Here is an 11,890-nt window from a genome sequence, read left to right on the forward strand (position 1 = left end):
GTTTGAGCACGATTCTCGAACCCGGGCAGATCGAAGCGTCGGCGGTGATGCCGCCGTTCCTGCACCTGCCCCCCGCCAACCTGTTCGAACTGCGGGCCGCGCGCCTGGAGCATCTGGCCGAGGGCCATGCGCTTGGCGAGTACCTGCACCTGGTCGCGCAGCTGTGCCGAGTCCAGCAGCAGCTTGTGGATAACCCGCCCGGCGCCTTGCCGGTGGCCGAAGAACGTCAGCGCCTGTGCATAAGTCATGGCCTGCCGCCCTTGGCGGCGGACAGCCTGGTGCGTGAAGGGCCCTGGCTGCCCTGGTTGCAGGCGCTGCTGGATCACCTCAAGACCGACGCCGAGGGCCCCTTGGCCGATGCAATACGCACGTTGCGCGATGCTGATGACAGCCAGCGCAAGGGCTGGGGCATCGCCTTGCTGGGCGGCCAGTACGATGCGCTGCCGGCGGCGCTGGTGCCCTTCATCGGCGCTGCGTTGCAGGCGGCCTGGTCGAGCTGGTTGCTGGCGCTGCCCGAACCCGAGCTCAAGCCCCCTGGCAGCCTGGCGCAATGCCCGGCCTGCGGCTCGCCGGCCATGGCCGGTGTGGTGCGCAACCGCGGCAAGCACAACGGCCTGCGCTACCTGGCCTGCTCGCTATGTGCCTGCGAATGGCATGTGGTGCGGGTCAAGTGCGTGTATTGCGAGTCGAGCAAGGGCTTGCGCTACAGCCACTTCGAAGACGACCGCTACGCCGCAGGCAAGGCGCCGCTGCGCGCCGAATGTTGCCCGGGGTGCGAGAGCTATCTGAAACAGAGCTACCTGGAGAACGACGCCGCTGCCGAACCGCTGGCCGATGACCTGGCCAGCCTGGCGCTGGATATCCGCCTGGACGAGGAGGGGTTCCATCGGCTGGCGCCGAACCTGCTGCTGGCGCCGGGCAGTGGGTGAGTGACTACACTGCAATATCGAGTTGCCTGCTTCGCGGGTAAACCTGCTCCTACAGGCACAGCGCCATCCATGAGGGTAGCGCCGTACCTGTAGGAGCGGGCTTGCCCCGCGAAGAGGCCAGTACAGACAACGGATCAGTCCAAGGTAGTACTCCGCATGCCTTCCAGCCCCGCCAGCGCCACCCCACGCCTGCCCTCCATCGACACCCTGCTGCGCCACCCCGCCTGCCAGCCGCTGCTCGACCGCCACGGCCGCGACGCTGTGCTGGCCACCCTGCGCCAGTTGCTCGACGACCTGCGCGACCCCGCCCGGCTCGGCCAGCTAAGCGCTGTAGAGCTGGCCGCCGAGGTGCTGCTCGGCCGCACTGGCGAACGCCTGGCTCTCCGGCAACGCAGCCAGGTCCGCCGGGTGTTCAACCTCACCGGCACGGTGCTGCACACCAACCTGGGCCGGGCACTGCTGCCCGAAGAAGCCGTCGAGGCCATGCAGACTGCCGCCCGCTACCCGCTCAACCTGGAATTCGACCTGGCCACCGGCAAGCGCGGTGACCGCGACGACCTGATCGAGGGCCTGATCCGTGAACTGACCGGCGCCGAAGCCGTCACCGTGGTCAACAACAATGCCGCCGCCGTGCTGCTGACGCTCAACAGCCTGGGCGCACGCAAGGAGGGCATCATCTCCCGCGGCGAGCTGATCGAGATCGGCGGCGCCTTCCGCATCCCCGACATCATGGCCCGCGCCGGCGTGAAGCTGCACGAGATCGGCACCACCAACCGCACCCATGCCCGCGACTACGAAGCTGCGATCAACCCGCGCACCGGGCTGCTGATGCGCGTGCATTGCAGCAACTACAGCATTCAGGGGTTCACCACCCAGGTGCCCACCGCCGAGCTGGCGCGTATCGCCCACGATCATCAGTTGCCATTGCTCGAAGACCTGGGCAGCGGCAGCCTGCTCGACCTCACCCGCTGGGGCCTGCCGGCCGAACCCACGGTGCGCCAGGCCCTGGCCGACGGCGCCGATATCGTCACCTTCAGCGGCGACAAGCTGCTCGGCGGCCCGCAGGCCGGGATCATCGTCGGGCGCAAGGACCTGATCGCGAAGATCAAGAAGAACCCGCTCAAGCGCGCCCTGCGCGTGGACAAGATCACCCTCGCCGCGCTGGAAGCGGTGCTGGCGCTGTACCGCAACCCCGACCGCCTGGCCGAGCGCCTGCCCAGCCTGCGCCTGCTGACCCGCAGCCAGGCTGACATCCAGGCCCAGGCGCAGCGCCTGGCCCCCGACCTCAAGGCCCGCCTGGGTGAACAATGGGCCGTTACCGTGGAACCCGCCCTGGGCATGATCGGCAGCGGCAGCCAGCCGGTGGCACGCCTGCCCAGTGCCGCCCTGTGCCTGCGCCCGCAGGTGTCGAAGAAACTGCGGGGCCGCAGCCTGCACGTACTGGAGCGGGCCCTGCGCGATCTGCCGGTACCGGTGCTCGGGCGCATCGACGACGATGCCCTGTGGCTCGACCTGCGCCAGCTCGACGACGAGGCCCAGTGGCTGGCACAACTGCCGGCGCTGCAACTGGGGCCGGTACAGTGATCGTCGGCACCGCCGGGCATATCGACCATGGCAAGACCGCACTGCTGCAAGCCCTGACCGGCCAGGCCGGCGATACCCGCCAGGAAGAGCGCGCCCGGGGCATGACTATCGACCTCGGCTACCGCTACGCAGCATTGGCTGAGGGCGAACCGCTGACCGGCTTCATCGATGTGCCCGGGCATGAGCGTTTTATCCACAACATGCTCGCCGGCGCCCACGGCATCGACCTGGTGCTGCTGGTGGTGGCCGCCGACGACGGCGTCATGCCGCAGACCCGTGAGCACCTGGCGATCATCGAGTTGCTGGGCATCCCACAGGCGCTGGTGGCGATCAGCAAGTGCGACCGGGTCGAGCCGGCGCGGCTGCTTGAGGTGCAGGCGCAGGTTGCCGAACTGCTGGCGCCCGGGCCCTATGCGGGGGCGTTGCAGTTCCCGGTTTCGAGCTTGAGCGGCGAAGGGGTGGAGGCGTTGCGCGAGGCATTGCTCGTGGCTGAACAACAGGTTCATCAGCGCAGTGTGCGAGGGGGCTTTCGGCTGGCCGTGGACCGCGTTTTTGCCGTGTCCGGCGCGGGCATCGTGGTCACGGGTACTGCGTTGGCCGGGCAGGTCAGCGCCGGTGACACACTGCTGCTGGGCAAGGCCGGTAAACCGGTGCGGGTGCGTGGACTGCACGCACAGAACCAGGCCGCGCTGGTGGCCGAAGCCGGGCAGCGGGTAGCGCTGAACATCACCGGCGAACGCCTGGCGATCGAGCAGGTGCATCGTGGCGACTGGTTGCTGCCCGAGTGGCTGCATGCGCCCAGTGTGCGGGTCGATATCGAACTGAGCCTGTTACCCACGGAGACTCGCACCTTCGAGCATTTCAGCGCGGTGCACGTGCACCTCGGCACCCAGGACGTGACGGCCCGGGTGGCGCTGCTGGAAGGTGAAAAGCTGGGCGCCGGCGAGCGCATGTTCGCCCAGTTGCTGCTCAATGCGCCGTTGCAGGCGGTGCACGGTGATCGCCTGGTACTGCGCGACCAGCGCGCCCAGCGCACGCTGGGCGGCGGCCGGGTACTCGACCCGTTCGCCCCGAGCCGGCAACGCCGCAGTGATGTGCGTTTGCGCCAGTTGCAGGTGCTTGGTGATGCCATCGATCTGGAGCAGGCCCTGCCTGCGCTGCTCGAAACCGCCCCCGGAGGGTTCGACCCGCAGCGCCTGGAGCGCCAGTTCAACCGCCGGCGTGAAACCTGGCAGTTGCCGGACCACGTCGTGGTGATCGCCACGCGCCAGGGCCAGCTGTTGTTCGCCCGCCAGCAATGGCAGGGACTCAAGCAACAGCTGCTGGCGCGCCTGGCGCAGTTCCACGAGCAGGAACCCGACCAGCTCGGCCCGGACCGTGACCGGCTACGCCGCTTCTGTGCCTTGCCGCTGGAGCGCCCGGCGTTCGTCAGCCTGCTGGATGAGCTGCTCGGTGACGGCACCATCAGCAGCAGCGGGCCCTGGCTGCACCTACCAGATCACAAGGTTCAATTGAGCGAGGCCGATGCGGCCTTGTGGGCGCGTTTGCAACCGCGCCTGCTGGCGGGCCAGTACGATCCGCCGTGGGTCAGGACCCTGGCCGCTGCAGAGCAACGCGAAGAGGCCGAAGTGCGGTTGTTGCTGCGCAAGTTGGCAAGGCTGGGTGTGGTGCACCAGGTGGTGCGTGACCTGTTCTACCCGCAGGACACGCTAAGGCGCATGGCAGAGCTGCTGTTGCAGCTGGCGGCGGGATCGCCGATAGTACAGGTCGCCGCGTTTCGCGATAGCTTGGGCATCGGTCGCAAACGCAGTGTGCAGATACTCGAATACTTCGACCGCATCGGCCTGACCCGCAGGGTCGCCGACCAGCGTCACATCAGAACCGACAGTGCCCTGGCCCAGCAGCAGGCCGGGCACTGAACGATCCAAGGAAGGCAATCGCGCCCGGTGGCGCGGCCGGGCTTCAAACCCGGTTGGGGACGGCATCCGTTCCCGGGCAGGTTCGACTCCCGCTGCCTTCCGCCATTTACTCTGTTGGGGCCGCGTTGCGGCCCATTCGCGGCACAAAGCGCCCCCAGGATCTATTGGGCGCGCTCCCCACACAGGTCCAGCGCAAACCAATGCTCGGCCGCATCGGCATCCAGCCCCGCGCCCAGCAGCGCAAACAACTTGCCCAGCGCCGCCTCACGGGTCATGCCACCACCACTCACCAGCCCGGTATCGCGCAGGCGGCTACCGGCGGCATAGGTATCGAACACCACCGAACCTTCCGGGCACTGGCTGATGGCGACGATCATCACACCGCCCTGGCGGGCGTCATGCAGCACGTCGAGCAGCGCCTGGTCGTCGGACGGCCCGGTACCGCTGCCATAGCACTCCAGCACCAGCCCCTGGATACCGCTGCCAAGCAGGCCGCGCAGGTGTTCGGCACCCAGGCCGGGGAACACCGGCAGCACCGCCAGGTTGACCGGTTGGCGTGGCTGGCGATAGCCCAGCACCGCCGGCACCGTCGCCGCACGCTCGCCTTCACGGTGGCGGGGCAGGGCGGTGAAGGCGTCGAATGCCTCGCTGCGCAGTTTCGATGCACGGCAGCCGTGCAGCAGCTGGCCATGGAAGTACAGCTGCACGCCGTCTTCCAGGCCGCTTTCGAACAGGCGCAGGGCGCCGGTCAGGTTGGCCCAGGCATCGCTGTCCGGCGCGCCGGCCGGCAGCATCGAGCCGGTCAGCAGCACCGGCACCGGCAGGCCCAGCAGCAGGAACGACAGGGCCGCGGCGCTGTAGGCCAGGGTATCGGTGCCGTGCAGCACCAGCACGCCGTCGTGGCCCTGCTGCTCGACTGCCTCGACGATGGCATCGCGCATTGCCAGCCAATTGGCCTGTTGCATGTTGGCGCTGTCGATCAGCGGGTTCAGTTCACGCAGGGTCCAGTGCACCCGGGGGGCATCGGCGCACTCGGCGAAGTGCTCGCGCATACGGGCGTCGAAGCCACCGGCGGGCGCCAGGCCTTCGGCGGACTGCAGCATGCCGATGGTGCCACCGGTGTAGAGGACGAGGAGATTCTTGACTGCACGCATTGGAACATTCCGTAGCGATGTCAGGCCCTGTCGCAGCGCATGCCCGAGGCAGCGCGATCCCTGTGGGAGCCGGCTTGCCGGCGATGAGGCCTGAAGACAAAGAAGAGGTCAGCCGCCCACGGACGGGGCGGCTGGGGCAGGGGAGAATATCAGCGCTGAGCGTGGGCCGGTGCGGCGGCTTTGTCAGTGGCTGTTTCAACCTGCGGATTGGCCGGCCAGGCGGCGCGGTCCAGGTCCAGGTCGGCGAACTTGCTCGAGTCGAACACCGGCTGCTTGACGCCAGCCTTGCGCTGCGCGTCGTAGTCGCGCATCACCCGCAGGCCAACCTTGAACAGCAGGGCCAGGGCCACCAGGTTGACGAACGCCAGGCAGGTCATGGTGATGTCGGCGAAGGCGAAGACGGTCGACAGGTCCTGCATCGAACCCCACACCACCAGCGCCAGCACCAGGCCGCGGAACGCCATCAGCACAGCGCGGTTGCGGGTCAGGAACTGCAGGCTGTTCTCGCCCAGGTAGTAGTTGTAGAGGATGCAGGTGAACACGAACAGCGACAGCGCGACGCTGACGAAGATACGGCCCCAGTCACCCACCACGGCGGCCAGCGAGTTCTGGGTCAGGACGATGCCGTCACCCTCGAAGCCCGGGGTGTAGAAGCCCGACAGCAGGATCAGCAGCGCGGTGCAGGTGCAGATCACGAAGGTGTCGAGGAACACGCTGAAGGCCTGGACCACGCCCTGGGCGCCCGGGTGCTTCACGGCGGCCACGGCGGCGACGTTCGGCGCACTGCCCAGGCCCGCTTCGTTGGCGAACACGCCACGCTTCACGCCCATGACGATGGCGCTGCCCAGCAGGCCGGCGAACGCAGGGTCGAGGCCGAAGGCGCTCTTGAAGATGGTTTCCAGCATGGCTGGCACGTGTTCGATCTGGGTGCCGATCACGTACAGGGTCACACCGATGTAGGCCAGGGTCTTGATCGGGACCAGCAGGTCGGACACCGCGGCGATGCGCTTGATGCCGCCGATGAAGGTGATGGCCAGCAGCACCGCCAGGACGATACCGGTCTGGCGTGGGTCGAAGGCAAAGGCGTTCTGCAGCGAGTGGGTCACGGTGTACGACTGCAGGCCGATGAAGGCGAAGCCGTAGGTGACCAGCAGCAGGATCGAGAACACGATCGCCATGCTCTTGAGCTTCAGGCCGTGCTGGATGTAGTACGCCGGGCCGCCGCGGTACAGGCCGTCGCCGTCGGCGCGCTTGTAGACCTGGGCCAGGGTGCATTCGAAGAAGCTGCTGGACATGCCCACCAGTGCGGTGACCCACATCCAGAACACGGCGCCTGGGCCGCCGAGGGTCACGGCGATACCGACACCGGCAATGTTACCGGCGCCGACACGGCCGGCCAGGCTCAGCATCAGGGCCTGGAACGAGCTCAGCTGGCCTGCCTGGCCACGCAGGGATTCCTTGAACACACCGAACATGTGGCCGAAGTGGCGGAACTGCACGAACCGCGAGCGGATGGTGAAGTAGCTGCCCAGACCGACGATCAGCACGATGAGGAGCTTCCCCGAAAGGAAATCGTTGAGTGCTTCGAGCATTTTGAAATGACCTCGATTCTTATTGTTCGTGTGGAAAATCTGCGGACGGCAGGCGCACCGCGATTGATTGGGGCGCAGGGTGGGTCATGACAACTGCGGTTACAATTTCGCGGGTTGCTCTGTTTTGGTGCGACTTGATGCTAGAATTGCGTCACTCGCATCATCTGGACCCCGGCATCATGGGCGATCACTTCGCTGACAACCTCAAATTGGCCTGCAGCCACTACCGCTCTATCTCCGAGGTTTGCCGGCAGCTGTCGATCAACCGCGGGCAGTTCAACAAGTACCTCAGTGGGCAAAGCCGGCCGACGCCTTACAACCTCAAGCGCATCGGCGACTTCTTCGGCGTCGAGGATTACGAGCTGGGTTTACCGCCTGAGCAGTTCGCCCGGCTGATCGGCGCACGCAACCCGGCCGCGCAGCAGAACAACCCGATCAGTGAGCTGTTCAAGCCGCTCAACGACCATGTGGTCAACCTGTCGCGCTACTGCGGTTACTACTTCGAATACTCCAACTGCATGTCGGTGCCAGGCTTGATCCTGGTGTCGTTGGTGCACCTGCGCGAAGAGCGTGAGCGCTACCTGTTCGAGCGCCAGGAACGCCAGGAGCGCAGCAGCGCCACCGACCCCCATGCCGAGGTGCGCTGCCGCTACCTGGGGGCGGCGTTCCAGTTGCAGGATCGGCTGTTTTTGGTCGACTACGAGTCGCTGACCTTGAACGAGATGAGCCAGACCATCCTCATCCCCAGCTTCAAGAGCCGCATCACCCGCCTCAATGGCCTGAAAACCGGCGTTTCCAGCGGCGACCGACGCAACCCGGCATGCACCCGCGTGGTCTGGGAGTACCTGGGCGAGGAGATCAACCGGATCAACGCTTTCCGCCAGGTACGGCTGTACCGCCCGGACGACCCGCGCATCGACGACGATATCCGCGACCGGCTGAGCGCCGGCTCGATCAGCAACGGGCTGTTCGAGATCGAGTGACAGGTTCAGCGCGATCCTGTGGGAGCAACTGTCTTGCTCGCGATTCAAACAACTGCGCAATCCCTGTGGGAGCGGCGGTTCGCCGCTGCGATTCACCCGCGAACACGGGCATAGCCCGTGCCAGGCACCGAGGTGTCATCTTCGCGGGTAAACCCGCTCCCACAGGGTTACAGGCGTCAGGCGGATTCAGTCGAGGATGAACGCCCCCACCGCCTGCGCCACCTGGTCCGCCACTTCCGGCCGGTCGCGCAGGTGCGCGGCAATGCCATGGTCGCAGTCGGTGAGCATCAGGCACTCCACATGCGGCGCCGGCACCGAGCGCAGCAGGCTGTGGGTCACTTCCTCGGGTATCGGGCTGTAACGCTCGACACCCGCCATTCGCCGGATCCCCGCCGATGTCCCGGCCCCCTGGCCGTGCACCCGCGAGTTGAGCCCGTCGTATTCACCGATCACCAGCAGCACGCGGCCCTGGAACTGGCGCAGGAAGGCATAGCTGTCGCAATCAAGAAAGGCGTAGGGCTTGCGGATCGCCGCGGTGAACGCGGGGCCGAAGGGCGCATTGTGGGCGGCGTCGGGGTACACCGCCGGGCAGATCAGCACCAGCTTGCGCACATTCGGGCGCTGCGCCGCCAGCTTGAGGGCAATGGCACCGCCCAGGCTGTGGCCGATCAGGGTGTCGCTGCGGTTGTCGAGGTGCTGGTGAAAGCGCAAGGCTTCCTGCAGGTTGCTGGCCAGCGAGGCATCCTTGGCCCCCGGTTCGCTGGCCAGGCTGTGGCCGGACAGGTTGCCGGTCAGCGAGCCGATGCCCTGCTGCTGCAGGCGGTACAGCAGCGGGTTGAGCCGGGTGAAGTCCGAACGGGCGCCGCCCACCACGAACACCGGTGGCGCCCGTTCGCTGTCCGGCAGCAGCAGGCGGGCCTGCTGGCGATAACCGTCGAAGGCTTCGTCAATCAAGCGCTCGGCGCCGGGGGCGGGTTCGTCGTACTGCCAGAGCGCGCGTTGCGTGGTGGTCGATTCGGCGTCCATGAACATCTCCTTGTACAGGCCAGGCGCAGTATAAGTAGCTGTCGTGCAAGGGGGGAACCGCGCACTGGCCTCTTGCGACCCGGCCTACGTTGGACTTCCCCTGCCGGAAACCGCAAAATGCCCCCTTTCCTCCATCGATCTGAGCGGACCTGTTGACCCTATGCGTATGCGCCTGATGCTGTTGGGTGGAGGCAATGCCCTCGGGCAAGCACTGATTCGTCTTGGCGCCGAGGAAGACATCGCCTTCCTGGCACCGCGCCCGCCGGAAAACGGCTGGGACCCGGCCAGCCTGACCCTGTTGCTCGACGAGCACCGCCCCGACGCGGTGGTCAACCTTGCCTATTACTTCGACTGGTTCCAGGCCGAGTCGGTCAGCGAACAGCGCCTGGCCCAGCAGGAGCGTGCGGTGGAGCGGCTCGCCGAGCTGTGCCAGCACCACGAAATGGTCCTGGTGCAGCCTTCCAGCTACCGGGTGTTCGATGGCTCGCGTGCCACGGCCTACAGCGAGAAAGACGAGCCGGTGCCGCTCGGCCTGCGTGGCCAGGCCCTGTGGCGCATCGAGCAGAGCGTGCGCGCCACCTGCCCGCAGCATGTGCTGCTGCGCTTCGGCTGGCTGCTGGACGAGAGCCGTGACGGCGCGCTCGGGCGTTTCCTGACCCGTGCCGAACAACCCCAGGAGCTGCTGCTGGCCGATGACCGGCGCGGCAACCCGACGCCGGTGGACGACGCCGCGCGGGTCATCCTCTCGGTGCTCAAGCAGCTCGACTGCAAGGCGCCGCTGTGGGGCACCTACCACTACGCCGGCAACGAGGCCACCACGCCGCTGGCGCTGGGCCAGGCGATCCTCGGCGAAGCCGCGCAGTGGCACAAGCTGGCCGTGCAGCAACCGACCGCCCAGGCCCACGCCGCGCGCCCGGATGCCAGCGAAGAGCCACAGCACGCGGTGCTGGCCTGCAAGAAGATCCTTCACACCTTCGGCATCAAGCCGCGCGCCTGGCGTGCCGGCTTGCCGCCCCTACTGGACCGTTTCTACCGACATGGCTGATGCCCCCATCCTGATCACCGGCGGTGCCGGCTTCATTGGCTCCCACCTGTGCGATGCTCTGCTGGAAAAAGGCTACGCGGTACGCATTCTCGACGACCTGTCCACCGGCAAGCGCAGCAACCTGCAGCTCGGGCACCCGCAGCTGGAACTGATCGAGGGTGATGTCGCCGATGCCGCCCTGGTGGCGCGCGCCGCCGCCGGTTGCCAGGCCGTGGTGCACCTGGCCGCGGTGGCCTCGGTGCAGGCCTCGGTCGAGGACCCGGTCAAAACCCACCAGAGCAATTTCATCGGCACCCTCAATGTGTGCGAAGCGATGCGCCAGCATGGCGTACGCCGGGTGCTGTTCGCCTCCAGCGCGGCGGTGTACGGCAACAACGGCGAGGGCCAGTCCATCGCCGAAGACACCCCCAAGGCGCCGCTGACCCCCTACGCGGTGGACAAGCTGGCCAGCGAGCAATACCTGGACTTCTACCGTCGCCAGCACGGCCTGGAGCCGGTGGTGTTCCGCTTCTTCAATATCTTCGGCCCGCGCCAGGACCCGTCCTCGCCGTACTCCGGGGTCATCAGCATCTTCTGTGAACGTGCCACCAGCGGCAAACCCATCATGGTGTTCGGCGATGGCGAACAGACCCGTGATTTCCTGTATGTCGGTGACCTGGTCCAGGTCATGGTCCAGGCGCTGGAGCAGCCAGCGGTGGAAGAGGGCGCGGTGAACATCGGCCTGAACCAGGCGACTTCGCTGAACCAGTTGCTCAAGGCACTGGAGCAGGTGATCGGCAGCCTGCCGGCGATCAGTTATGGCCCGGCGCGCTCCGGGGATATCCGCCATTCGCGGGCGGACAATGCACGGCTGCTGGCGCGCTTTAACTTCCCGGCGCCAACGCCCTTCGTGGAAGGCGTGGCGCGGTTGCTCGGCAAGGCCTGAGGCCCGGCCCGAGAGCGCATATCTCAGGCTTTGCGCGTCCTTGTAGGAGCGGCCTTGTGCCGCGAAAGGGCTGCAGAGCAGTCCCGGCGAGTTCTGCGTTCACGCTGAAACCCTGGGGCCGCGCTGCAGCCCTTTCGCGGCACAAGGCCGCTCCTACAGGGGCCGTGCAAGCCCGCTCAGGGCATGCCGAACCAACCGCCGCTGGCACAACTCCGGCTCCACCACTCGCCCATCCTCAGCCCGCACCTGCAGCGTCTGCAGCCCCTGGCCGCGATCATCGACCAGCTGTGAGCGTGATTCCCCTTCGGTGAACAGGTACCGCTCCCCCCACTGGCGCAAGCCGATCACGATCGGAAACACCGCGCGTCCCTGCTCGGTCAGCACGTATTCCTTGTAGGCACTGCCATCGGAGGCGGGTTGTTGCGCCAGCAGCCCGGCCTCGACCAGCAGCTTCAGGCGCGCGGCGAGGATGTTCTTCGCCAGCCCCAGGTTCTTCTGCAGTTCGCTGAAGCGGCGCAGGCCATCGAAGGCATCGCGCAGGATCATCAGCGCCCAGCGATCGCCGAGCACTTCCAAGGCGCGGGCCACGGGGCATTGCTGGTTGTTGTCGTCGAGCATGGGCCATTCCGCATCAAGTTTGGTTGCAGATTAAAACCACATTTGCTAGAAATCCAGTTGTAGTTTCAAAATGAAACCGGAATCTGCCGAGGACTGTGCAATGACATCTGCCTCA

10 protein-coding genes and 1 tRNA gene are annotated in these 11,890 nt (G+C 66.7%); 7 read left to right on the plus strand and 4 right to left on the minus strand.

Annotated elements, in window-relative coordinates:
* The first annotated feature begins 2 nt into the window (after positions 1-2).
* The 4 genes from fdhE to L6D77_RS13280 all read left to right on the plus strand — a co-directional run bounded on the left by fdhE (position 3) and on the right by L6D77_RS13280 (position 4,537).
* A complete protein-coding gene (gene fdhE, locus L6D77_RS13265) occupies positions 3-929 on the plus strand; it encodes a formate dehydrogenase accessory protein FdhE (RefSeq protein WP_236170062.1) in 927 nt (308 codons plus the stop codon).
* A gap of 156 nt (positions 930-1,085) precedes the next feature.
* The gene (gene selA, locus L6D77_RS13270) at positions 1,086-2,513 is read left to right on the plus strand and encodes an L-seryl-tRNA(Sec) selenium transferase (RefSeq protein WP_232882634.1); all 1,428 of its coding nucleotides are present in this window, start codon (positions 1,086-1,088) and stop codon (positions 2,511-2,513) included.
* Positions 2,510-4,432 carry a selenocysteine-specific translation elongation factor gene (gene selB / locus L6D77_RS13275; protein ID WP_232882635.1) on the plus strand — a complete coding sequence of 641 codons (1,923 nt, stop codon included), beginning with the start codon at positions 2,510-2,512 and terminating at the stop codon, positions 4,430-4,432. The genes selA and selB overlap by 4 nt, the downstream gene beginning before the upstream one ends.
* 9 nt (positions 4,433-4,441) lie before the next feature.
* Positions 4,442-4,537, plus strand: a tRNA-Sec gene (locus tag L6D77_RS13280).
* Between the two features lie 56 nt (positions 4,538-4,593).
* On the opposite strand, the gene L6D77_RS13285 is transcribed toward L6D77_RS13280, so the two are convergent.
* A complete protein-coding gene (locus L6D77_RS13285) occupies positions 4,594-5,586 on the minus strand; it encodes an asparaginase (RefSeq protein ID WP_232882636.1) in 993 nt (330 codons plus the stop codon).
* Between the two features lie 149 nt (positions 5,587-5,735).
* Positions 5,736-7,178 carry an alanine/glycine:cation symporter family protein gene (locus L6D77_RS13290; RefSeq protein ID WP_232882637.1) on the minus strand — a complete coding sequence of 481 codons (1,443 nt, stop codon included), beginning with the start codon at positions 7,176-7,178 and terminating at the stop codon, positions 5,736-5,738.
* Between the two features lie 179 nt (positions 7,179-7,357).
* Between L6D77_RS13290 and L6D77_RS13295 the strand changes: the two genes are divergently transcribed.
* Positions 7,358-8,161, plus strand: a complete 804-nt coding sequence (locus L6D77_RS13295) for a helix-turn-helix domain-containing protein (protein WP_110993334.1) — start codon at positions 7,358-7,360, stop codon at positions 8,159-8,161.
* Positions 8,162-8,347: 186 nt separating this feature from the next.
* On the opposite strand, the gene L6D77_RS13300 is transcribed toward L6D77_RS13295, so the two are convergent.
* The gene (locus tag L6D77_RS13300; RefSeq protein WP_232882638.1) at positions 8,348-9,187 is read right to left on the minus strand and encodes an alpha/beta hydrolase; all 840 of its coding nucleotides are present in this window, start codon (positions 9,185-9,187) and stop codon (positions 8,348-8,350) included.
* Positions 9,188-9,347: 160 nt separating this feature from the next.
* On the opposite strand from L6D77_RS13300, the gene L6D77_RS13305 reads away from it, so the two are divergent.
* Positions 9,348-10,232, plus strand: a complete 885-nt coding sequence (locus tag L6D77_RS13305; RefSeq protein WP_153787797.1) for a sugar nucleotide-binding protein — start codon at positions 9,348-9,350, stop codon at positions 10,230-10,232.
* The gene (locus L6D77_RS13310) at positions 10,225-11,157 is read left to right on the plus strand and encodes an NAD-dependent epimerase/dehydratase family protein (RefSeq protein WP_232882639.1); all 933 of its coding nucleotides are present in this window, start codon (positions 10,225-10,227) and stop codon (positions 11,155-11,157) included. The genes L6D77_RS13305 and L6D77_RS13310 overlap by 8 nt, the downstream gene beginning before the upstream one ends.
* A 153-nt stretch (positions 11,158-11,310) precedes the next feature.
* Here L6D77_RS13310 and L6D77_RS13315 read toward each other — a convergent pair whose 3' ends face one another.
* Positions 11,311-11,775, minus strand: a complete 465-nt coding sequence (locus tag L6D77_RS13315) for a winged helix-turn-helix transcriptional regulator (RefSeq protein WP_232882640.1) — start codon at positions 11,773-11,775, stop codon at positions 11,311-11,313.
* Positions 11,776-11,890: the final 115 nt, after the last annotated feature.

It is taken from the genome of Pseudomonas parasichuanensis (genome assembly GCF_021601385.1).
Classification (GTDB): domain Bacteria; phylum Pseudomonadota; class Gammaproteobacteria; order Pseudomonadales; family Pseudomonadaceae; genus Aquipseudomonas; species Aquipseudomonas parasichuanensis.